The organism is Gemmatimonadales bacterium (assembly GCA_030697825.1).
Classification (GTDB): domain Bacteria; phylum Gemmatimonadota; class Gemmatimonadetes; order Gemmatimonadales; family JACORV01; genus JACORV01.
In genome coordinates, this window is the sequence record JAUYOW010000289.1 from 1 (window position 1) to 20,803 (window position 20,803).

Annotated in this window: 21 protein-coding genes and 5 tRNA genes; 10 read left to right on the plus strand and 16 right to left on the minus strand. The window is 69.6% G+C overall.

The features are described 5' to 3' along the window. On the minus strand, positions 1–510 hold a 510-nt coding region (locus tag Q8Q85_14135), incomplete at its 3' end, for a carboxypeptidase-like regulatory domain-containing protein (protein MDP3775399.1). A gap of 476 nt (positions 511–986) precedes the next feature. On the opposite strand from Q8Q85_14135, the gene Q8Q85_14140 reads away from it, so the two are divergent. The 3 genes from Q8Q85_14140 to Q8Q85_14150 are packed head-to-tail and all read left to right on the plus strand — an operon-like array spanning position 987 to position 4,782. Further along, positions 987–3,014: a GWxTD domain-containing protein gene (locus Q8Q85_14140; GenBank protein MDP3775400.1), complete on the plus strand. Its 2,028-nt coding sequence runs from the start codon at positions 987–989 to the stop codon at positions 3,012–3,014. After that, a complete protein-coding gene (locus tag Q8Q85_14145) occupies positions 3,011–4,177 on the plus strand; it encodes a hypothetical protein (GenBank protein ID MDP3775401.1) in 1,167 nt (388 codons plus the stop codon). Before Q8Q85_14140 ends, Q8Q85_14145 begins: the two co-directional genes overlap by 4 nt. Before the next feature lie 5 nt (positions 4,178–4,182). After that, entirely contained in the window at positions 4,183–4,782 is a 600-nt protein-coding gene (locus tag Q8Q85_14150) for a thioredoxin domain-containing protein (protein MDP3775402.1), read from the plus strand. 71 nt (positions 4,783–4,853) lie between these two features. Here Q8Q85_14150 and Q8Q85_14155 read toward each other — a convergent pair whose 3' ends face one another. Beyond that, a complete protein-coding gene (locus tag Q8Q85_14155) occupies positions 4,854–5,213 on the minus strand; it encodes a four helix bundle protein (protein ID MDP3775403.1) in 360 nt (119 codons plus the stop codon). 158 nt (positions 5,214–5,371) lie between these two features. After that, on the minus strand, positions 5,372–6,127 hold the full coding sequence (locus Q8Q85_14160) for a CPBP family intramembrane metalloprotease (GenBank protein ID MDP3775404.1): 756 nt from the start codon (positions 6,125–6,127) through the stop codon (positions 5,372–5,374). On the opposite strand from Q8Q85_14160, the gene Q8Q85_14165 reads away from it, so the two are divergent. Continuing rightward, positions 6,126–7,487 (plus strand): glycosyltransferase N-terminal domain-containing protein, encoded by a 1,362-nt coding sequence (locus Q8Q85_14165; protein ID MDP3775405.1) that lies wholly within the window; start codon positions 6,126–6,128, stop codon positions 7,485–7,487. The genes Q8Q85_14160 and Q8Q85_14165 overlap by 2 nt on opposite strands. A 9-nt stretch (positions 7,488–7,496) precedes the next feature. Here Q8Q85_14165 and Q8Q85_14170 read toward each other — a convergent pair whose 3' ends face one another. The 13 genes from Q8Q85_14170 to Q8Q85_14230 all read right to left on the minus strand — a co-directional run bounded on the left by Q8Q85_14170 (position 7,497) and on the right by Q8Q85_14230 (position 19,021). Beyond that, entirely contained in the window at positions 7,497–8,279 is a 783-nt protein-coding gene (locus Q8Q85_14170) for a hypothetical protein (GenBank protein ID MDP3775406.1), read from the minus strand. A gap of 177 nt (positions 8,280–8,456) precedes the next feature. Next, positions 8,457–8,804, minus strand: coding sequence for a hypothetical protein (locus tag Q8Q85_14175; GenBank protein ID MDP3775407.1), 348 nt, complete (start codon positions 8,802–8,804; stop codon positions 8,457–8,459). Between the two features lie 108 nt (positions 8,805–8,912). Further along, positions 8,913–9,593, minus strand: coding sequence for a hypothetical protein (locus tag Q8Q85_14180; GenBank protein MDP3775408.1), 681 nt, complete (start codon positions 9,591–9,593; stop codon positions 8,913–8,915). A gap of 194 nt (positions 9,594–9,787) precedes the next feature. Continuing rightward, the gene (atpC, locus tag Q8Q85_14185) at positions 9,788–10,036 is read right to left on the minus strand and encodes an ATP synthase F1 subunit epsilon (GenBank protein ID MDP3775409.1); all 249 of its coding nucleotides are present in this window, start codon (positions 10,034–10,036) and stop codon (positions 9,788–9,790) included. 68 nt (positions 10,037–10,104) lie between these two features. Further along, complete coding sequence (atpD, locus tag Q8Q85_14190; GenBank protein ID MDP3775410.1) at positions 10,105–11,508, minus strand: F0F1 ATP synthase subunit beta; 1,404 nt, start codon at positions 11,506–11,508, stop codon at positions 10,105–10,107. Positions 11,509–11,592: 84 nt separating this feature from the next. Continuing rightward, a complete protein-coding gene (gene atpG / locus Q8Q85_14195) occupies positions 11,593–12,534 on the minus strand; it encodes an ATP synthase F1 subunit gamma (protein MDP3775411.1) in 942 nt (313 codons plus the stop codon). Then, the gene (gene atpA / locus Q8Q85_14200) at positions 12,535–14,106 is read right to left on the minus strand and encodes a F0F1 ATP synthase subunit alpha (GenBank protein MDP3775412.1); all 1,572 of its coding nucleotides are present in this window, start codon (positions 14,104–14,106) and stop codon (positions 12,535–12,537) included. 117 nt (positions 14,107–14,223) lie between these two features. Further along, positions 14,224–15,003 (minus strand): helix-turn-helix domain-containing protein, encoded by a 780-nt coding sequence (locus Q8Q85_14205; protein ID MDP3775413.1) that lies wholly within the window; start codon positions 15,001–15,003, stop codon positions 14,224–14,226. Continuing rightward, a complete protein-coding gene (locus tag Q8Q85_14210; GenBank protein MDP3775414.1) occupies positions 15,000–15,446 on the minus strand; it encodes an NUDIX domain-containing protein in 447 nt (148 codons plus the stop codon). Before Q8Q85_14210 ends, Q8Q85_14205 begins: the two co-directional genes overlap by 4 nt. Further along, positions 15,446–16,453 carry an MlaD family protein gene (locus tag Q8Q85_14215; protein MDP3775415.1) on the minus strand — a complete coding sequence of 336 codons (1,008 nt, stop codon included), beginning with the start codon at positions 16,451–16,453 and terminating at the stop codon, positions 15,446–15,448. The genes Q8Q85_14210 and Q8Q85_14215 overlap by 1 nt, the downstream gene beginning before the upstream one ends. Beyond that, positions 16,450–17,247, minus strand: coding sequence for an ABC transporter ATP-binding protein (locus Q8Q85_14220; protein ID MDP3775416.1), 798 nt, complete (start codon positions 17,245–17,247; stop codon positions 16,450–16,452). Before Q8Q85_14220 ends, Q8Q85_14215 begins: the two co-directional genes overlap by 4 nt. Continuing rightward, positions 17,244–18,014: an ABC transporter permease gene (locus tag Q8Q85_14225; GenBank protein ID MDP3775417.1), complete on the minus strand. Its 771-nt coding sequence runs from the start codon at positions 18,012–18,014 to the stop codon at positions 17,244–17,246. Before Q8Q85_14225 ends, Q8Q85_14220 begins: the two co-directional genes overlap by 4 nt. A gap of 107 nt (positions 18,015–18,121) precedes the next feature. Beyond that, complete coding sequence (locus Q8Q85_14230) at positions 18,122–19,021, minus strand: RNA polymerase sigma factor RpoD/SigA (GenBank protein MDP3775418.1); 900 nt, start codon at positions 19,019–19,021, stop codon at positions 18,122–18,124. 184 nt (positions 19,022–19,205) lie between these two features. Here Q8Q85_14230 and Q8Q85_14235 point away from each other — a divergent pair. The 6 genes from Q8Q85_14235 to Q8Q85_14260 all read left to right on the plus strand — a co-directional run. Continuing rightward, a tRNA-Ala gene (locus Q8Q85_14235) sits at positions 19,206–19,281 on the plus strand. A 1-nt stretch (position 19,282) separates the two neighbouring features. Continuing rightward, positions 19,283–19,355: transfer RNA gene (locus tag Q8Q85_14240), tRNA-Gly, on the plus strand. A gap of 12 nt (positions 19,356–19,367) precedes the next feature. Next, positions 19,368–19,441, plus strand: a tRNA-Val gene (locus Q8Q85_14245). A gap of 2 nt (positions 19,442–19,443) precedes the next feature. Continuing rightward, positions 19,444–19,517: transfer RNA gene (locus tag Q8Q85_14250), tRNA-Arg, on the plus strand. Between the two features lie 176 nt (positions 19,518–19,693). Continuing rightward, a tRNA-Pro gene (locus Q8Q85_14255) sits at positions 19,694–19,768 on the plus strand. Positions 19,769–19,973: 205 nt separating this feature from the next. Beyond that, positions 19,974–20,803 (plus strand): IPT/TIG domain-containing protein (locus Q8Q85_14260; protein ID MDP3775419.1); only part of this gene is annotated, 830 nt, incomplete at its 3' end.

Consider the following 20,803-nt stretch of genomic DNA (forward strand, 5'->3'; position numbering starts at 1 on the left):
GTCGGTGTTTTCCGGGACCTGGAAATACCCCTGCTGCAGCTGCAGCACCCCGCCGATGCCGACGACCGGCAGCGCCTCGATGTCCGCGCTCGTGAGCGTCGTGTGCGATCCCGTGACGCCCGGCTCCACCAGCGGCGCGAACGCCGCCGTGACGGGGATCTCCTCGAGGATCTGCGCCGTCGCGGTGAGCTGGAAGTCCACCGTGCGGGTGACGTCGATGACCACCTGCACGTTCGACCGCCCCACCGTCTGGAAACCGATCCGCCGGGCGATCAGCGTGACCTCGCCCACCGGCAAGTTCAGGATGAAGTACCGCCCGTTCTCATCCGTCAGCGACCCGATCCCCGTCCCGCGAATGAGGATCTGCACCCCGTCCACCGGCTGGCCGGACTGAGCATCAGTCACTACGCCCGTGAGCTTGCCCGTCTGCGCCCGCGCCAGTGTCGGCACCAGCACGAACGCGGCAAGCAACAGGGCGCGCGTCAACCAGCGCGTCCACGCCTGTTGCACCGTGATGCCTCCTTCAATTGTGATATGATTGCTACGACGTCCTGACCAAATATCGAGCAAACGGTGCCCCTCCTTTTCACTCCAGACGGACGGTCAACCTTGAACGAACTCGGGCCGCCTCAAGGCGAGCCCATTCACCGCAATGCACCGCGCCGCTGTAGCGCAGATCGGCGTGCGTCGCTACTGTTGTCTTTGTCGTGCTTCCGGCTGGCAGATCGGGGTCAACCTCGCAGCGCTCCCGACCAATGATAGCTATTGTACGTGTCGCACCTGTTGGGCGCAAGAGGACGCCGCCTCCCCGCCCTAACCCTTGGCGGATGGCCGTTTTGCTGGCCCCTGCCCTGATCTTTGCTCGCCCGGCCCCCCCCGCGAAGGCGCAGATCCCGAGCCCCGCGGCGTCCACTTTTTTGGTCACCGCGGCAGAGTTGTCCTCAAGAGGGGACACCGCCCAAGCCATCGCGGCGCTCACTCGCGCCATGCGCCGGTTCCCCGGCCTCGCGGAGGCGCATTACCTTCGCGGCCTGCTGCTCGCCAGGACGGCGGGCTCCGGTATTGCGGACCTCATGCGACGTCGCGACGCCCAGCGGTCGCTGGAGCGCGCGCTCGACCTCGACCCCAACAACCCGCGGTACCTGCTCGAGCTCGGGCGGCTCAAGCTCAAGATGCCGTTCCTGCGCCTCGAGGCGACGCGATTCTTCCGTCGCGCGGAGCGCGCGGCGCGCGCCCGCGGCGACTCGAGCGCGCAGGCCGACATCGAGTCCGAGCTGGGCGACCTCTTCCTGCGCCGGGCCGACAACGCGCAACACCGCCGCCTGCTCAACGGCAACCTGACCTTCGACCCCGAGCTCGCGCTCGAAGAGTGGCAGTACGCGGGCAACTTCATCACCCGGCAGAGCACCGTCGTCGAGCAGCCGGCCGAAGCGGACCTGCGCGGGGCGGAGGGGTTCTACCGGGCCGCGCTCGCGGCTCGCCCCGGCCACGAGGGCGCCGCCAGCGGGCTGCTCGCGATCCTTCACGACGCCTCCCGCTTCGAGGAGTACCTGAGCGCCGCGCGCGCCTTCGAGCGCAGCGCGCCTTCGAGCGCCCGGGCCCAGCTCGCCCTCGGCCTGGGCCTGGTGCGCCTGGAGCGCGACGCCGAGGCCGCGCCGGCGTTCGACTCGGCGCTGGCGCTGATGACTCCGACCGATCGCGACGCCGTCCTCGACCTGTCCACGATCCTTCGCCGCGCGGACGCCGAGGTGTACCGGCGCCTGAGCGATGCGGACCGACGCGAGGCCGAGCGCGTCTACTGGTCGGCCTCCGACCCGCTGCGCCTGACCCCCGTGAACGAGCACCGCGTCGAGCACCTGGCCAGGGTGGCCTACGCGGACCTGCGGTACACGGCGCCGGAGCTGCACCTCAGGGGCTGGCAGACGGATCGCGGCGTCATCTACATCCGCTACGGCCCCCCGCCCGTGATCGCGACTTTCGCGGCCAACACCGAGGGCGCGCGCCCCGACCAGATCGGGCAGGTCACCACGGTCTGGTGGTATCCGGAGCGCCGGCTGCGCTTCGTGTTCTACGGGGCGCCCGGCTACAACGTCGCGCGCTTCGCCGGCGATTTCCTAGCCTTCGCGGAGGACGCCCGCTATCGGGCACCGGTCCGCTTCGACAACGTTCCCGTCGCCGAGGCCCTGGACAGCATCCCGGTGCAGGTCGCCCGCTTCCGCGACTCCGTGGGCATGGCGAGCGTGATCTTCTTCGCGGGCGTCCCGGTGGCCCGGATGCTGAACGGGATCGACCTGGCGCGCAGCACGCTCGAGACGGGGCTGTTCCTTGCCGACGGCCTGGAGAGACCCCTGCTCGAGCGGCGCCAACAGGAGCCGGTGACGTTGAGCGCAGATCGGCAGTTCGAGGCGCGCACCTTCGAGCTGCGGCTCGGTCCGGGCGAGTACCGCTGGCGGGTCGAGGCCCGCGAGCCGAGCAGCCGCAGGGCCGCCCGGGGCGCGGCCGCGCTCGAGATCTCCGCGCCGCCCGCGAACGGGCTGGACCTCAGCGATGTGGTGCTCGCTAACCGCGTCGCCCCCCGCGACGAGGCGGCCCGGAACCGGCGGGACTTCTTCATCGATCCCAACCCGGCGCGGGAGTACGCCCCGGGGCAGGCGGTCCACCTCTACTGGGAGGTGTACGGTCTGCGTCCCGACAGCGCCGGCTCGGCCGCATTCACCGTATCGGTGACGGTGCGACTCCAGTCGATCGAGCGGCACGGCCTGGCGGCGCGTATCCTTGGAGGCGCCATGGACGCCGCCGGTCTCACGGCGGCGGGCGATGACCAGGTCGTCTTGAGCTACCACCGCGAGGTGGACCTGCACGGGCGCGACCGGGCCCCGGAGTACCTGGCCATCGGTCTCGACGACAACCCGGAAGGCGGGTACAGCGTGGAGATCAGCGTGCAGGACCGGCATACCTCGCAACGCGTCGTGCGGAGCAGAGGGTTCACGGTCCGCGTCGGGGCGGCTCGGTGAGGCGCTACGTGCTCGTGGCGCTGGCGCTGACCGTCCTCGGCGCCGGCCCGGGCGAGGCGCAGCGGCGGGAGCGCGGGCGGTTGCCCCGCAAATGGCTTCTCGCCGGGGTGGGGGCGGTGATCGGCGAGGCGGCGGCCCTGCTGTACACGCACACGAGTCCCGGCTTCAACGCCCAGTGCTCGAGCAACACGTGCGTCTCCATTCTCTCGGCCGCGGTCGGGTTCGGCGCCGGGTTCCTCATCGGATCGGAGGTGGACCAGCTGTACAACCTCCGCTACCGCCACGCTCCGCCACTCACGCTTCGCGGCCAGGCCCTGCCGCTCAGCATCATTCCCAACGACATCTCGTGGCGCCGCGGCTCCCTGGTCGCGGCGGGCGAGCAGGGCGTGGAAGTGATCGCCACCGGACCCCGCATGGAGCGCGGTGAGGTGCGCGCCCGGGGGCTGCGAGGTGTCGCGTCGGCCCTTCCGGACCCCTTGGCGAATCGCCTCTTCGTAGCGACCTCGACCGGACTCTTCGGGTTCGATCTCTCCGGGCCCCGGGTGGCGGGGGGCCTGCTCGCCGGCGGCGAGGTGAGCGCACTCGACGTCCGCGGCGACCGCGCCGCGATCGTGACCGACGGCGCGGTGCGCCTGGCGCAGCTCGCCAACGATTCGCTCTCCGCGCTCTCCGCGCCGCGGGGCTTCCAGAGCCGCGCGACGGACGTCGTCTGGGACCCGGATCGGCCGGTCGTGTGGGTGCTCACCGAGACGGCCCTGATCGCCCTCGCGGTCACCGACAGCGGCGTCGCCGATTCCCTCGGCGCGATGGCGATCCCGGGAACCGGGCGGCGGCTCGTGCTGCGCGGCGCCTGGGCGGCGGTCGCGGCGGGCGACGGTGGCGCCGTGACGGCCGACATCAGCGACCCACGCGCCCCTCGCCTCGCCGCGCAATGGAACGGCGCGCGCTTCGTCTACGACGTCGCGATGTCGTCGGGGGCGGTCTACGTCGCGGCCGGACCCGAAGGCCTGTACGTGCTGTCGCTGGCCCCCGACGGCGGGACCAGTGCCATCGGCCTCACCCGCGGCCTCGGCTTCGTCTCGGCCCTCGACTCCGACGGCGAACACATCATCCTGCTCGACCGGGCCGGCGGCGCGCTGCGCCGCATTCCCATCGCCAACTGACCGACATGCGCTTGCTGCTCGTCCCGCTCCTGCTGGTCGCGACGCTGCTCCAGCAGGACGACCTGATCGCCGCGCGCACCAAGGGCAGCCCCGCCGCGCCCGTCACCATCTACGAGATCTCGGACTTCCAGTGCCCGTACTGCGCCCAGTTCTGGCGCGAGACGTTGCCGGCGCTGGAGCGCGAGTACGTCGCGAGAGGCAAGGTCCGCTTCGTATTCGTGAACCTGCCGCTCCCGATGCACCGGAACGCCGTGCCCGCCGCCGAGCTGGCGATGTGCGCGGCGCGCCAGAACCGGTTCTGGGCCGTGCACGATCAGCTGTACCGGCACCAGGCACGGTGGGAAGGGTTGACCGAGCCGGGGAGTTTCTTCCTGGCCCTCGGCGATTCGGCCGGCGCGAACCGCGACTCCCTCGTGGTCTGCGTCCGCAGCGGCGCGACGCGGGACGTGGTCCGCTCGGATGCGGAAGGGGCATACCGGTCGGGGGCGCGCTCGACGCCGACCTTTTACATCGAGGGAGGATTGCTGGTCGGCGCTCAACCAATCGAGGTGTTCCGATCGGTACTGGATTCCATCATCAGGAGTAAGGAAAACAGGCGGCCGTAGAGTTGCAGAGTTGCAGAGTTGCAGCGGGTGACAGGCGAGTAGATGTCAGGGTTGCAGGCGTGGCGGTCCACTCAAACGTGCTTCTCCACCGCTCGGATCAGGCCGTAGAGGGTCTTGGCCGCTTCATCGCGTCGGGCCTCCAGCCGCGCGAAGGTACTCAGGTCGAGATACTCCACGTCGCGGGCGATCTCGAGAATGGCTTCAACCTCATCCAGCGACCCGCGGGCATTGATCAGGAACTTGCGGTAGTCGCGAGCGCCCTTGCGCCCTGACCCCTCCGCGATGTTAAGCGCGGCACCGTAGGCGGCGCGTCGCAGCTGGTCTGCCAGCGCGCCCTGGTCCTCGGGAGGGAATCTCCGCGCGGCGGCCACGCAGTCCACAGCCAGGGTCTTGGCATGCTGCCACGCCTTGAGGTTCCGGTGCGATGCCATGGGGAGCACGCTAATGCAGCAGGACGGATGCACCTAACCGAAACCACGGCACCTCGTATCATTCTGTCCCCTTGTCCCCTGTCCCGAGTTTCCTGTTCCCTGACTGTCTCCCGTCCCCTGTCTCCTGGGTGCCGCTGCAACTCTGCAACCCTGCAACTCTACCGCCCACTGCCCCCTGAAACCTGGAGGATCAACGACAGGCCGAGATCGTACAACGCGTGCGTCCACGCCGCGATCCCGAACCCCCTCGTCACGTAGAGCAGGCTGAAGACGAGGCCGGCCAGGGCGCGGAAGGTGAAGCTCGGAACGGTGAAAGTGTCGCCCAGCTCGCCGACGTAATGGAAGGCGGAGAAGACCAGCGCCGAGACGATCACCGCGCCCGCGGTCGAGAGCGCCTTCCCGGTCCCGAGCACGACACGCATGCCCCACAGCAGGGCGCCCACGAGGAGGACGCGGAAGACCAGCTCCTCGTAGATCCCGGCGCCGAGCGAGACCACCAGCTGAGTGGAGAGGCCGAGGCTTTCGAGACCGCCGGCCGACAGCCCGCGCGGGCCCCTCAGCACCACCGTGGTGAGCCCCCCAACGACGAACCCGAACAGCGTCGCGTAGACCGCGCTCTCGGCGAGCATGAGGCCGAAGATCCCCGGCTCGAGCGGCTCGGCGGCCCGGCGGCGGTCTCGCCAGACCAGCAGGCCGCCAGCCAGCAGCAGCGCCACCCCGAAGATCGCCAGCCCGTCGCGGCCGCCCAGGGCGAGGAAGAGGCTCTTGAGCAGCACATCCGCGCCGTTGCGCACGCCTTCGACGGCCGAGCCGGTGAGCAGCGCGGAGAGACCTTCGTAGAGGAGCAGCAGCGGCAGCGCGAAGAGGACGCTGTAGCGTGGCGCGCGCGACTTGGCGAGATAGTCTTTCGGCATGGCGATAGGTAACCTACTCGGCGTGCCCGGGTTCCTCTATCGCGCCGCCTGGTCCCTCGCGGGTCCGCTCGCCGCGCCCCTCGCCTGGGGCAACGGAAAACTGGCGCGCGCGATCCGTGGCCGTCGCGGGGCGTCGGCCCGGATGGTGGGGTGGGCCGCGGATGGCCGCGACCGGTCCCGGCCGCTGGTCTGGTTCCACGCCGCGTCCGTCGGCGAAGGGCGTCAGGCGGAAGCGGTCATCGTCCGGCTTCGGTCGGCGCGCCCCGAGTGGCAGGTGGCCTACACCTTCGGCTCCGCCTCCGCCGAGCGGTTCGCGGCCGGGCTCCCGGCCGACTTCCAAGGGTTCGTGCCCCTCGACACGGTAGGCGAGACGGGACGGGCGCTGGAGGCGCTAGAGCCCACGGCGCTGGTCTTCAGCGCGACCGACGTGTGGCCGGAGCTGGTGCGGCAGGCCGCGCGGCGGCAGGTCCGCGTGGCCCTGATTTCGGCGACGCTGGCTCCGACCTCGTCGCGGCGCGGCGCGCTGGCCCGCGCCTTCCTAGGCGGCGCGTACCGGGCACTCGACCGGGTCGGCGCCACCGACGAGGCCGACGCGCGCGCCCTCGCGGCGCTCGGAGTGGACGCGCGCCGCATCGTCGTCACCGGCGACACGCGTCACGACGCGGCCCACGCCCGCGCGGGGCGCGTGGATCGCCGGTCGCCCGCGCTCCGCGCTCTGACCGGTGGCGGAGACGGCTACCAGACCGTGGTTGCGGGCTCGACCTGGCCCGGCGACGAGCGTGCCCTCCTCTTCGCCCACGCCGAGGTGCGCGGAGCGCGCGGGCCCCGGCTCGTGATCGCGCCCCACGAGCCCACGCCGCGGCATCTGGCCGCCCTCGAGGACCGCATCGCGCACGCGGTCGGCGCGGACGCCGTCGTCCGGCGGCTCTCGGACCTGGAACGGGAAACGAACGGCGCGCCGTCTGACACGCCGTGGGAGATCTGTCTCGTCGATCGAGTCGGGGTGCTCGCCGATCTCTACGCGATCGCGGCGATCGCGTACGTGGGCGGTGGTTTCCATCGCGCCGGTCTGCACTCGGTCATCGAACCCGCCGCCCTCGGCGTGCCGGTGCTGTTCGGCCCGCACTGGGAGAGCAGCCGCGATGCGCGACTGCTCCTGGAAACCGGCGGGGGCTGGAGCGCGAAGAACCAGGCGCAGCTCGCCGCCGCGCTCGACCGCTGGCTCCACGACGAAACTGCCCGGGCCGACGCAGGAGCGGCGGCACGGGCAGTAGTCGAACAGGGGCTCGGTGCGGCCGAGCGCTCACTTCAGTTGGTCATCCACCTCGTCGAAACCCAAAACCCAAGACCCACGACCTAGCCGGTTGCTCTACCGCATCCCTCCGAGCCCGATGGAGGCGCCGACGCCCCAGAAGCTCACCGTCTCGTTACCGATCTTGCCGCTGTCGTACGCGGCCCGAACCGAGAGAACGCGGAAGATCGGCAGGTCGGCGCCGACAGCCCAGCGGAAGTTGCTGTCGCCGTCCGGGCAGGTACCCGCACAATCGGTGAAGCGGGTGAGGTTCATCCGCGGCGCGCCCCACAGGTTGAGACTCGCCAGACCGAGCGGGATGCGCAGGCCGACCGCCACACCGACCGGAATCGTCAGCACTTTGGGACCGGCGTACAGGGCGTTAAGCGAGTCCTGCACCACCTGCGGCAGGCCCGCTGGCAGGTTCCCGATCTCACGCGCGTTGACGTCCATGCTGCCGCCGCCGAAGACGGAGAGCGAAAGGTTGGACCGGCCGCCGCCCGCCACGCGAATCTGCGCCAGCACGCTGGCCGTGAAGTTCGAGTTCGGGTCGCACCCGGCCCCCGTGGATGTGTTACAGATAGCCGCGGCGTCGACGGTGCGCTGGAGCGCGCCCACGTTGGCACCTAAGCCGACGGGCCCGAGGGCGAACGTCACGCCGCCCTGGAGCACCGTCAGGTCTCCGAGGTTCGTCCCCTGGTCGGTCGGCTGGCCGATGTCGCCGTGGATGCGCAGACCGGTCGCGTACCGCGGGTTGGTGAAGAGCGGCATGCCGGGGATCTGTGCCATGAGCGACGCGCCCGCGCCGCCGGCCATGACCAAGGCCAGCAACGCCGTACCCGCACGCTTGATACCAGTCATCGAAACTCCTCCATCAAAACGTTTGGCCCCGCGACGAGCGAGATGGGAGACGGCACCCCGGGGCTTGGGGCGCTCGAAAATAGCGACAGGGCGGCCTTCGCGCACGGTGACCCCGGTCACTCGCGCCGGAAAGCCTCGCGCGACACCGGTTTCCGGGAATCCAGGTCACCAGGCGGACTATGGAGCGCCGCGCGTCACGACGCCGTCAAAGGTCACGGAGGTGGGGACGAAGAGCCCCACGGATAGCACGGTGACCAGCACGTCGGACCACCGCCGCCGCACGCGGATGCTCAGATTCTGCACCCCGGCGCCGCCCACCAGCTGGCCCGCCAGCGCGTTCTGGAGGTTGGGCACGCGGGCCGGGTAGGCCCCCCAGAAGAGGTGCAGGGCGCGCGTGGTCACGTGGAACGTGTCGCCCACCACGGCCTGTCCGGCGGCGGGTGACATCGAGGCGGGCACGCCGAGCGACCGCGCGTTGAAGTTCATGGCGCAGCCGGCGCAGCCGAGACCGATGGCGGCTGTCACGACTAATCGTCGCACGTTGGTCCGCAAGTGAGTTCGCACCGAGTCTGGGATCGAGGGAAAAAAAGGGCGGCGGCGCGCCGAGCGGCGCGCCCCCGGGATCGCCGCGTCCTACATCATCGGCACGCGGAAGTTGAAATGCGCGCCCACGCCGATGGTGGTGGCGGTGGGCTCCGTCGGGTCGATGTCCTTCGAGACCTTCAGCATGTCCACGGCCGCGTGGAACCCGAGCCCGAGGAGCAGGTTGAAGTTCGCGCCGACCGACAGGCCGAAGCTCGTAGCGTTGGTGGACGTGATGCCCGTCCCTGAGATCCGCGACAGCTGGACGCGGGGCGCGATCCACGGCTTGATCGGGAATAGCGGGGGGCTGATGAGGATTCCTACGCCGATCGGGATCTCCGTGTCCGTGACCCCGCCGACCTTGCTGATGCCGATGCCGACCTGGGGCGCGATGGAGAGCGGCAGGAGCCCGCCTCCGAGCACGCGGAACGAGAGCGTTCCTCCGTAGGTGGCGTAGTCCAGGCCGTTCAGCGTCCCGACGTCGCCCTCGTTGCGGTGCCCGTAGCTGGCCGTGAGCGAGAACGGGCCGTTGCTGAGTCCGCCGGTGAGCGCCCACGCCGTCCCGCCGCCGCCGTCGTCGTTCGGCCTGCCGACATTCGCTGCGACCGAGAAGCCGGTGCCACCGCCCGGATTGTAGTAGACAGGAATGCCTGCCACCTGGGCCGAGGCGGCTTCCGCCGCTAGAACCGCCGGCAGCACCAACGCCACCGCAACCTGACCGATTCGACGCATTGGATTCCTCCCGAAAGGGGTGCCGGGCCGCTCTGGCCTCAGGCGCGCCCAAAGATAGCACCATGAGGCCAAAAAGCACGTGGCCCGTCCGGACAAACTGGACGGGCCACGCGGTTCGGGACGGTGACGCGGCTCACGCCGCGCCATTCAGGCGGCTAATGCCAAGGCGAGAGACTGCGGCGCACCCCATCGAGCTAGGCGGCACTCGCCTTTTCGGCCACCACGCGGACCACGTTCTTCACCACCTGCACGAAGCCGCCGGCCACGCTGAACCGGCGCTCCTCGCCGCCCTGCCTGACGACCAGGGTCCCCTCGCCCAGCAACGCCATGAACGGGGCGTGACGAGGGAGGATCCCCACCTTCCCGTCATACGCCGGAACGACCACGGCGGATGCGTCGCCTTCGTAGAGCACCTGCTCAGGCGACACCACGCTGACCCGCATCGCCCCGTGCCCCTGTGCCCCTGTGCCCCTGTACCCCTGTGCCCCGGTGCCCCCGTGCCCCTGTTCCATCACGCCTGCTCGAGCTGCTTGGCGCGCTCGACCACGTCGTCGATGCCACCCACCATGAAGAACGCCTGCTCCGGCAGCTCGTCGAACTCACCGGCAACCACCCGCTCGAACGAGTCGATGGTGTCCTGGAGCTTCACGTACTTGCCCTTGATGCCGGTGAACTGCTCGGCCACGGCGAACGGCTGCGAGAGGAAGCGCTGCAGCCGGCGGGCGCGCGCCACCACCACCTTGTCCTCCTCCGACAGCTCGTCCATGCCGAGGATGGCGATGATGTCCTGGAGGTCCCTGTAGCGCTGGAGCGTCCCCTGCACCGCGGTGGCCACCTTGTAATGGCGCTCCCCGATGTACTGGGCGTCGAGGATCCGGCTCGCGGAGTCGAGCGGGTCCACGGCCGGGTAGATGCCGATGGCCGCGATGTCGCGCGAGAGCACGACGGTCGCATCGAGGTGGCTGAACGCGGCCGCGGGCGCCGGGTCGGTGAGGTCGTCGGCGGGGACGTAGATGGCCTGCACCGACGTGATCGATCCGCTCTTGGTCGAGGTGATGCGCTCCTGGAGATCGCCCATCTCGGTGGCCAGCGTGGGCTGGTACCCCACGGCGCTCGGCATGCGGCCGAGGCGGGCGGAGACCTCGGAGCCCGCCTGGGTGAACCGGAAGATGTTGTCGATGAAGACCAGCACGTCCTGGCCCTCGACGTCGCGGAAGTACTCGGCGACGGTGAGGCCCGAGAGGCCGACGCGCAGGCGCGCGCCCGGCGGCTCGTTCATCTGGCCGTAGATGAGCGCCACCGAGTCGAGGACCTTGCTTTCCTTCATCTCGAGGTAGAGGTCGTTGCCCTCGCGGGTACGCTCGCCGACGCCGCAGAAGACCGAACGCCCGCCGTGGCCCTTCTGCACGTTGTTGATCAGCTCCATGATGACGACGGTCTTCCCCACTCCCGCGCCACCGAACAGGCCGATCTTGCCGCCCTTCACGAACGGGGCGATCAGGTCCACGACCTTGATCCCGGTCTCGAAGATCTCGGTCTTGGGCTCGAGGTCGGTGAACTTGGGAGGTGCTCTGTGGATGGGCCACCGCTCCGCATCCGCCGGAATGGGGGCGCCGCCATCCACCGGCTCGCCCAGCACGTTGAGGATGCGCCCCAGCGCGTGCTTGCCGACCGGCACCGTGATCGGGCCGCCGGTGTCCAGGGCACTCATGCCACGCACCACCCCGTCGGTGGAGGTCATCGCGACGGCGCGGACCTGGTTGCGGCCGATATGCTGCTGCACCTCGGCCACCAGGCGAACGCCATCGCCCTCCACCTTGAGCGCGGTGTAGAGCTCCGGGAGCATCTCGGGCTCGAACTCCACGTCGAGGACCGGCCCGATGACCTGAACGACTCTTCCGATGTTCTCTGCCATTTGATCCTCGAATGTCGGGGAGCGGGGAGCGGGGAGCGGTACCTTTCGTGCGGTTCCCAGGTTACGCTCCCCGCTCCCTGCTCCCTAGCCCTTCAACGCTTCTGCTCCACCAACGATCTCGGCCAGCTCCTGCGTGATCTGCGCCTGCCGCGCCCGGTTGTAGGTGCGCCGCAGGATGTCCAGCATCTCGCCCGCGTTGTCGGTCGCGTTCTTCATCGCGGTCCGGCGCGCTCCCTGCTCGGAGGCGGCCGTCTCGACCAGCGCGCGGTAGACCATGTTCTTGACGTACAACGGAAGCAGCGCGCCGAGGATCGCATCGGCGCTCGGCTTCAGGATGTAATACGCGGGACGGGGGGACGGGGGGACGGGGGGACGGGAAGACGACCTCGCCCCCTTCTGTCCCCCGGTCCCCCGGTCCCCCGGTCCCTCCGCCTCCACCGGCAGCACCCTCATCACCGCCGGCGGCGTGGATAGCGCGGACTTGAAGTTGGCATATACCACGTCTACGGACGCGAGCCGCCCCGCCTCGTAGTCAGCCATCAACGGCGCCACCAGCTCCTGGGCGTGCGCGGCGGTCGGCCGGTCGCCGATGTCGATCCGCGCCACCGCGAGCTTGCGGCCGACGAACTGGAAGAACTTGATCCCCTTCTTCCCGACGCCGTGCAGCTCCACCTCGTGGCCCGATTCCTGGAGGTCCGCGATCCGCTGCCGCGCCATCCGGATGAGGTTGGCGTTGAAGGCCCCGGCCAGACCCCGGTTCGAGGTGATGAGGATGACGGCCGCCTGCTTCGGCCCGCCCGCGGCGGGCGGGACCGGCTGCCTGAGAAGGGGAAAGCGCTCGGCGAGTTCCGGGTTCATCAGGTCCGCGATGGCAGCCGCGAGCGCCTGGGCGTACGGCCGCGCCGAAACGACGCGGTCCTGCGCGCGCTTCATCTTGGACGTGGCGACCATCTCCATCGTCCGAGTGATCTTGCGGGTGTTCTCCACCGAGCGGATGCGCCGCTTCAGGGCGCGGGTCTTCGCCATCTACTTGCGCAGCGCCTTGTAGGACTCGATGGCGCTCCGGAGCTGGGCCGCGAGCTCGTCGGAGAGCGTCTTCTTGACGCGGATCTCCTCCGCGATCCCGGGGTGGCTGGCGGCCATGTGCTCGTGGAACCCCGCCTCCCACGCTTTCAGGTCTTCCACCTCGACGTCGTCAACCAAGCCGTTGGTGACGGCGAAGATGACTTGGACCTGCTGGGCGACGTCCATCGGTCGGTACTGGCCCTGCTTCAGGACCTCGACGGTGCGCCGGCCACGCGCCAGCTGGCGCAACGTGGCCTGGTCGAGGTCCGAGCCGAACTGCGCGAACGCCTCCAGCGCACGGAACTGCGCCAGGTCCAGCCGCAACCGCCCCGCCACCCGTCTCATGGCCTTGATCTGAGCGTTGCCGCCCACGCGGGAGACCGAGATGCCGACGTTGATCGCCGGACGCACGTTGGAGTAGAAGAGGTCGGTGTCGAGGAAGATCTGGCCGTCCGTGATCGAGATGACGTTGGTCGGGATGTAGGCCGACACGTCACCCGCCTGGGTCTCGATGATCGGCAGCGCCGTCAGCGAGCCGCCCGGCTTCTTGATCCGCGGGTCCTGCTTGATGAGTTGCGGGTCCTCCGCGATTTTCGCGGCGCGCTCGAGCAGCCGCGAGTGCAGGTAGAAGACGTCGCCGGGGTAGGCCTCGCGGCCCGGCGGCCGGCGGAGCACCAGCGAGAGCTGGCGGTAGGCCGCGGCCTGTTTGGAGAGGTCGTCGTAGACGCACAGCGTCGCGCGACCCTCCTCGTACATGAAGTGCTCGGCCATGGTGCAGCCGGCGTAGGGCGCGATGTACTGTAGCGGTGCCGGGTCAGAGGCCGACGCCACCACCACGATCGTGTACTCCATCGCGCCCTTCTCCTTCAGGCGCTCCACCACCGAGGCCACGGTGGAGTTCTTCTGGCCGATCGCGACGTACACGCAGATGACGTCGCCGCCCTTCTGGTTGATGATCGTGTCGATCGCGATCGCCGTCTTGCCCGTGCCGCGGTCGCCGATGATCAGCTCCCGCTGGCCGCGCCCGATCGGGATCATCGAATCGATCGCCTTGATGCCGGTCTGGAGCGGTTCCTTCACGGGCTGCCGCACCACGATGCCCGGCGCGACCATCTCCACCTTCCGCGACCCCTCCGCCGCGATCGGGCCGCGACCGTCCACCGGCCGCCCCAGCGGGTCCACCACCCGGCCGATCATCGCCTTGCCGACCGGCACCTCGAACACCCGCGCGGTGCGCCGGACCTCGTCGCCTTCCCTCAGCTTGAGGTAGTTGCCGAGGATGACCGCCCCGATGTTGTCCTCTTCGAGGTTCAGCGCCAGACCGGTGATCGACTCCCCCGTCGTGGACGAGCGGAACTCGAGCATCTCGCCGGCCAACGCCTTGGTCAGCCCGTAGACGCGCGCCACGCCGTCCTTCACCTCGAGCACCGTACCCACTTCCTCGAGATCGACGGCGGAGAGATCGGCAGCTTCGATCTCGCGGAGGAGTACGTTCTTCAGTTCACCGGGGCGCAGGGCTGTTTCGTTGGCCATTTAGGTGGAGTTAGTGAGGGTTGAACCGCTTCGGGGAAAGCTTGTAAAAATAGTCACGAATGGGTCGAAAGGTCAAAAGGCAGCTGGTCGCGTCGGGCATCGCGGATCGAACGTCCTTCAGCGCCGGCTCCGCGTCCTGCCGCTCAGGAACGCGGCCAGCACGCCCCGCGGGCCGAGGTCAGGGAGCTCTCTCGCCGTGACGCCGGCGACGCGCCTCGCGGCGCCGGAGAGGTGGCTGGCGGACGCGAAGCCGAGGATGCGCGCCACCCGGCGCACCGAGTAGCCGGGGTTCGCGAGCAAGTCGGCGGCGGTCACCGCCTTCGCGAGATCGATGACCCGCTTGAGGTTGGGCGCGCCCCCCGCGCCGAACTGCCGCGACAGGTGCTCGCGGGAGACGTGAAGGGCGCGGGCCACGTCTATGGTGCGCAGCCGGCCGCCCACCCGCCGCATCACTTCGGCCCAGGCGCGCATCTGGAGCGGATCGGTCAGCCGGAGGAGCCGGGGAGCGTGATCGAGCAGGGCGAGGCGCAGCGCGCTCGCGGTGCGCGGGAGTACGAGCTCTCCCACCACCGGGTCCTCTACGCCCCCGACGATCGGGCTCGCCGCCGCCTCTCCAACGCATGCCGCCAGCAGCTCGCCGTCGTCGGGCCGGAAAGCGGAGTACACGAACCGCGGCACGCGGGGATACGCCGCGCGGAAGCCGGCGAGGGCTTCCCGCCCGCCGGGCAACCGACCGTCCACCACCACCGCATCGACCAGCGAGCCGGCGATGGCACGCTCGAGCTGCGCGGCGCTGCGACAGGTCACCAGCCGAGCCCGGGCGGGCGGGATCGAGCGCCTGAGCCAGCGGCGCGCCTCACCGTTGCCGAGCAGGGTGGGGATGACAGGCGGGCTCATGACGCCGTTAGCTGCGCGACCAGCGCGCCGGCGGCACTCAGCACCTCGCGCGCGTTGGCGTAAGAGATGGTGCGGAGCGCGTCCTCCACGTTGAGCCACCGGCAGGCGGTGATGCCCTCTTCGGCCTGCGGCACCGCGTCGCCGGCCTGGCTCTCGAACAGGAAGAAAGTGCAGGTCTTGTGGATGAGGCGCCCTCGGAACCTGAAGAACCAGTCGATGTCCTGGATAGGGCCGTGCAAGACCAGGCCCGTCAGGGCGGTCTCCTCGGCGATCTCGCGTTCGGCGGCGGAGGCCGCGGCCTCTCCTGCTTCGACGTGTCCCTTGGGAAAGCCCCAGTTGCGGTAGGAATCGCGGATCAGCAGGACGGACGGCCCCTCGGGGCCGCGCCGGAACACGACGCCGCCGGCCGACGTCTCCTCCACGGGCTGAGGGTCCTTCGCCATTAGAAGACCGAGAACGAGAAGTACTTGCGCGGGTTCCGCTGCATGTCATCGAGCATGGAGCGCAGGCTGCGTACCGCCGAGACCGACTCGTGGTACAGCGTGGTGTCGCGCGTCAGACGGCCCAGGGTGCCCTCGCCGCGCTCGAGCCTCGCGAGGATCGAGTCGGTGTGCGACACGATGCTGTCGAACGCGGACTGCTGCCGGGCGGCCGCGCCCGAGAGGTTGCGGAGGTTCGAGGCCACGCCGGCGATGTCGCCGGTGATCGAATCGGTGCGGTTCATGATACGCTGGAGCTGCTCGCGCGAGGTGGCCGAGTCGGCGCGGAGGGTGGCGCGCTGGAGCGCCTGGGCCGAGCGCGAGAGGGCCTGCGTGCCGGTGTCGAGGTTGCTGCCGATGCGGTTCAGCGTCGCCTGCTGGGTGCGGGTGATCTCGGCGAGCTGCCGGGAGAGGCGCGAGAGGTCGATGAACGCGCCGCGCAGCCGCGCCGCAGACGTCGAGTCGAAGGCGTCCTGCACGCGACTCGAGATTAGCGCGATGTCGGAGGCGATGCGGCCGGCCTGCGCGGTGAGCTGTCCCACGTCCGGGAGAGTGGCGCCGGGCCACTTATCCGCGCCCGCCCGCTCCGCGTCGTCGAGTTGGCGCCGTACTTCGGGATCGTCCGGCAGGGCGTCCCGCGAGCTGATGTCCACGGCCCAGTCGCCGAAGAGGGTGGTGGAGCGGATGATCGCGACCGGCCGGGCGGGCAGTTGCGTGCTGCGTTGCACCAGGAACTGGATGTTGACCCAGTTGCTGTCGCCCAGGGAGATGTCGTCCACGCGGCCGATGCGGACGCCGCGCAGCAGCACTGGGTTGCCTTTCTGCAGACCCCCGATGCTGCGGAAGCGCGCCGTGTGCACTACGTCCTTCCGGCCGAAGCTCGAGCGGGAGAGCCAGACCGAGCCTGCGACCACCAGCAGGATGGCGCCGAGCACGACGCTGCCGACGAGCACTTCGTTGGCGCGCTTCATCCCTGCGACTCCTCCACCGCGACTTCCTGCTGCTGACTCAGCGGCTCCGATGCCTCGGCGAAGCGCGCGTCGGCACGGCCCTCGATGAAGCCCCGTACTACGGGGTCGCCCGACGCGCGGATCTCCTCGACGGAGCCCACCGCGCGCACCTTGCCCTGGTACAGCATCGCGATGCGGTCACCCACCCTGAAGGCCGAGCGCATGTCGTGCGTGATCACGATGCTGGTGACGCCCAGCGCCTCGCGGGTGCGCACCATCAGCTCGTCGATCACGGCCGACGTCACGGGATCGAGCCCCGTCGTCGGCTCGTCGTAGAGCATGTACTTGGGCCGGAGCGCGATGGCTCGGGCCAGCCCGACCCGCTTGCGCATCCCACCGGAGAGCTCGGCCGGCATCCGCTGCTCTGCGTCGGGGAGGTCCACGAGGGCGAGGGCCTCGGTTACGCGCGCGGTGATGTCGTCCTCGGTGAGGTCCCTCCGGCGCCGCAAGCCGAAGGCCACGTTGTCGTGGATCGTCATCGAATCGAAGAGCGCCGCGAACTGGAAGACGAAGCCGATCCGCGCGCGCAGCGCGGTGAGGCGGGCGCGGTCGAGCTCCGATACGACATCGCCGTCCACGGACACGCAGCCGGCGTCCGGCTCGAGCAAGCCCACGGCGTGCTTGATCGCCACGCTCTTGCCGGTACCCGAGTAGCCGATGACGACCATCGTCTCGCCGTCGTTCACGGTGAGCGAGAAGCCGGCCAGCACCCGCTTCGGGCCGAACGCCTTGTGGAGGTCGCGGAACTCGATCATGGGTGGCGCAGGAGGGTGACCGCCCAGTAGGCGTCGAGCACCAGGATCATCGCGGCGCTGTAGACGACGGTGCGCGTCGTCGCCTTGCCTACGCCCTCGGCGCCGCCACGGGTGGACAGGCCGAGATAGCAGCCGATGAGGGTGATGACGAAGCCGAACGACGCCGACTTGATCAGGCCGTACTGGATGTCGAACACCTCGAAGTAGGCCGTCAGGCCGCGGTAGAACTCCGCGCTGGTCACGGGGAGCAGCGTGGTGGCGGCCAGCCACCCGGTGAACAGCCCCATGCCCATCGCGAACGCGACCACGACCGGGAACATGAGAGTGCCGGCCAGCACGCGCGGGACCACGAGGTAGGCGAACGGATCGTAGGCCAGCGTCTCGAGCGCGTCCACCTGCTCGGTGACTTTCATGGTGCCGAGTTCCGCGGCCATGGTGGCGCCCACGCGCCCGGCGAGGGCAAGCGCGGTGAGCACCGGGCCGAGCTCCATGATCAGGGTCTTGCCGACCAGCGTCCCCACGAGGTAGAGGGGCACTGTACCGGTGAAGACGTAGGAGGAGAGGAGCGCGAGGACGATCCCCGTGAAGGCCGCGATGAACAAGGAGATGGGCAGGGAGTCCACGCCGATGCGGCGCATCTGGTAGGCGAGGACGCGCCCCCAAGTGCGGGCATCGGGGAGGGCGCGGGCCGAGTCGGCCAGGAAATGACCTAACCGCCCGAAGCCCGCGACCGCTCCGACCGCCTGCCTGCCGATAACCGCCAGCACGGGGCGAAGATACGGCGGAACGGCGGAAGGGCGGAAGGGCGGAACGGAAAACGGCGGTACCGCGGGCCGCACTTTCCGCCGTACCGCCGTTCCGCCGTCGCGGAAGTTTATGCCGCGAAGCTCGCCAGCGCTTTGCCGACGGTGCCCTCGCGGAGCCGCTTGAGGGCCCGGTCCCGAAGCTGGCGGATGCGCTCGCGGGTGACACCGAGCATCCCGCCGATCTCTTCCAGCGTGTGCTCGCGCCCGCCGTCGAGGCCGAAGTACAGGCGCAGCACCTTGGCGTCCCGCGGGGGGAGGGTGGCCAGCGCATTCTCGATCTCCTGGGCCAGGAAGCGATCCATCGCCTGGTCCTCGGTGCTCGGCCCTTCATCGGAGACGAAGCGCTCGATGAGCGAGCGATCGCCGTCGGGGTCCAAGGGCGCGTCGAGACGGACCTCGCCGCTGTTGAGCGCGGCGAGCGACTGCACCACCTCCAGCGAGAGACCGGTGGCCTTGGAGACCTCCTCCGGCGTGGGCTCCCGCCTCAGGGACTGCCTGAGCGCCTCCGCCGTCCGGACGATCTTGGAGAGGTCCGCGGTGCGGTTGAGCGGCACTCGGACCGTGCGGCCCTGACGCGCGAGGGAGGCCAGGATGGCCTGGCGGATCCACCAGACCGCGTACGAGATGAACTTCACGCCCTGGTCGGGATCGAATTTCCGCGCGGCGGTCATGAGGCCGACGTTCCCCTCCCCGATCAGGTCGGTGAGCGGAAGGCCGCGGTTCTGGTATTTCTTGGCCACCGAGATGACGAACCGGAGGTTGCGGCGCACCAGCTCCTGCATGGCGTCGTGGTCGCCGGCGCGCACCTTCTTGGCCAGCTCGATCTCCTCGTGGGGCTTGAGGAGGGGGGTGACGGAGACCTCGTAGAGATACTGGTCGAGGATATCCCGATCCGCCTCACCGGGCCCGAGCGGGAGCAGAGGCTTGCTCGGGCGACGGCGCTTCCGGACCGCGGTCTGCTGTTTCATCTCTTTCCTTTATAGGCAGGGCGCCGGTCCCCCGGGCGCCGGTTGGGCAAGCCGATTTGCCGCGTGATACCCATCACGCGCCCCGATGTTTCCGAGTCAGTCGTTGACTCTCTGGGGCCACCAAAATACGTTTCCGGGCTCCCAGCGGAAGACCCCCCCTGCTCGGGGCTCTGCGGGGAGCCGTGGGGGCGTAGCTCAGTTGGGAGAGCGCTTGAATGGCATTCAAGAGGTCAGGGGTTCGATCCCCCTCGCCTCCACCACGCGGGAATAGCTCAGTTGGTAGAGCACAACCTTGCCAAGGTTGGGGTCGCGGGTTCGAGTCCCGTTTCCCGCTCTGGTAGACCGCGGGCGGTTAGCTCAGTTGGTTAGAGCGCTACGTTGACATCGTAGAGGTCACAAGTTCGAATCTTGTACCGCCCATCGCGCCCATAGCTCAACTGGATAGAGCGTCTGACTACGGATCAGAAGGTTGGGGGTTCGACTCCTCCTGGGCGCATACTGAACACTCGGTTGGGGATTCGAGGGTGGGAGGAACGAAGGCGGCGGTAGAGTTGCAGAGTTGCAGCGGGGTGAAGGGACAAGGGGTCAGGGGCATCGGCGCCCGACCTGACTACTGTCTCCTGTCAGCCGCTGCAACTCTGCAACCCTGCAACCCTGCAACTCCAGTAGTATCGGGGCGTAGCGCAGTCCGGTTAGCGCGCCTGGTTCGGGACCAGGAGGTCGGAGGTTCAAATCCTCTCGCCCCGACTAGTGTTTAGGCGGCAGGCGGTAGGGCCGCTTCCGCCTATCTCCTACCGTCGACCGCCTGCCCGTGATTCAGGTCATTGACACCCCTTGCATTGCGCCAGCATAACGGCCCGCTGAAGCACATCGCCGATGAGTGGGCTCGGCAGGCCGAGGTAACGCCAGGGCGGCCAGCCCGAGCCGTTCCTTGGCAGACAGGGGGAGGCGTATGCCGTTGGCCGGGTCAGCCAGCGTCGCTCGACCCTTCGGCCACGCCGGTCGTGCGCGCCGGCGCGGCCTCGCGATAGCGCTGTGCCTCGTCCTCGGGCTTTTCGGGGTGCAGTGCGTGCAGGATCTCGTCGTCGAGCCCCACCCGCCGGTGACGGTGAGCGGCGTGAGCCCGAACAACGGGCCGCTGGCGGGCGGGACGGCGGTGACGACCACCGGGACGAACTTCCCGACGACGATTGACAGTGTGCGGGTCGGGACGGGGCGGCTGGGGAGTCTGGTGCGAGTGAGCGGCACGCAGCTCACGGGGACCACGCCGGCCAGCAGCACGGCCGGGGCGGTGGATGTCACCGTCTACACCACCAGTGCGGGCAGCGGCAGCTGCACGGGCTGTTTCACGTACAACCCGCCGGTGACGGTGACTCGGACGAGCCTGACAGCGGGCGGCGGTCACACCTGCGGCCTGACGAGCGGCGGGGCGGCCTACTGCTGGGGCGGGAACGGCTCTGGCCAGCTGGGCGACGGCTCGACCACCCAGCGCCCCACGCCGGTGGCCGTGGCGGGCGGGATCACGTTCGCGAGCCTGGCACCGGGCGGCGGTCGCACCTGCGGCGTGACGAGCGGCGGGGCAGGCTACTGCTGGGGCGTCAACTCTGATGGCCAGCTGGGCGACGGCTCGACCACCCAGCGCAGCACGCCGGTGGCCGTGGCGGGCGGACTCACGTTCGCAAGCCTGACAGCGGGCGGCGGTCACACCTGCGGCGTGACGAGCGGCGGGGCAGCCTACTGCTGGGGCGTGAACTTCCAAGGCCAGCTGGGCGACGGCTCGAC

Bases quoted from the DNA above. Each gene is read 5' to 3' on its own strand.
- Q8Q85_14140 (MDP3775400.1), top strand. From the start codon at position 987: ATGCGCCGGTTCCCCGGCCTCGCGGAGGCGCATTACCTTCGCGGCCTG.
- Q8Q85_14150 (MDP3775402.1), top strand. From the start codon at position 4,183: ATGCGCTTGCTGCTCGTCCCGCTCCTGCTGGTCGCGACGCTGCTCCAG.
- Q8Q85_14155 (MDP3775403.1), bottom strand. From the start codon at position 5,213: ATGGCATCGCACCGGAACCTCAAGGCGTGGCAGCATGCCAAGACCCTG.
- Q8Q85_14165 (MDP3775405.1), top strand. From the start codon at position 6,126: ATGGCGATAGGTAACCTACTCGGCGTGCCCGGGTTCCTCTATCGCGCC.
- Q8Q85_14160 (MDP3775404.1), bottom strand. From the start codon at position 6,127: ATGCCGAAAGACTATCTCGCCAAGTCGCGCGCGCCACGCTACAGCGTC.
- Q8Q85_14170 (MDP3775406.1), bottom strand. From the start codon at position 8,279: ATGACTGGTATCAAGCGTGCGGGTACGGCGTTGCTGGCCTTGGTCATG.
- Q8Q85_14180 (MDP3775408.1), bottom strand. From the start codon at position 9,593: ATGCGTCGAATCGGTCAGGTTGCGGTGGCGTTGGTGCTGCCGGCGGTT.
- atpC (MDP3775409.1), bottom strand. From the start codon at position 10,036: ATGCGGGTCAGCGTGGTGTCGCCTGAGCAGGTGCTCTACGAAGGCGAC.
- atpD (MDP3775410.1), bottom strand. From the start codon at position 11,508: ATGGCAGAGAACATCGGAAGAGTCGTTCAGGTCATCGGGCCGGTCCTC.
- atpG (MDP3775411.1), bottom strand. From the start codon at position 12,534: ATGGCGAAGACCCGCGCCCTGAAGCGGCGCATCCGCTCGGTGGAGAAC.
- atpA (MDP3775412.1), bottom strand. From the start codon at position 14,106: ATGGCCAACGAAACAGCCCTGCGCCCCGGTGAACTGAAGAACGTACTC.
- Q8Q85_14205 (MDP3775413.1), bottom strand. From the start codon at position 15,003: ATGAGCCCGCCTGTCATCCCCACCCTGCTCGGCAACGGTGAGGCGCGC.
- Q8Q85_14210 (MDP3775414.1), bottom strand. From the start codon at position 15,446: ATGGCGAAGGACCCTCAGCCCGTGGAGGAGACGTCGGCCGGCGGCGTC.
- Q8Q85_14215 (MDP3775415.1), bottom strand. From the start codon at position 16,453: ATGAAGCGCGCCAACGAAGTGCTCGTCGGCAGCGTCGTGCTCGGCGCC.
- Q8Q85_14220 (MDP3775416.1), bottom strand. From the start codon at position 17,247: ATGATCGAGTTCCGCGACCTCCACAAGGCGTTCGGCCCGAAGCGGGTG.
- Q8Q85_14230 (MDP3775418.1), bottom strand. From the start codon at position 19,021: ATGAAACAGCAGACCGCGGTCCGGAAGCGCCGTCGCCCGAGCAAGCCT.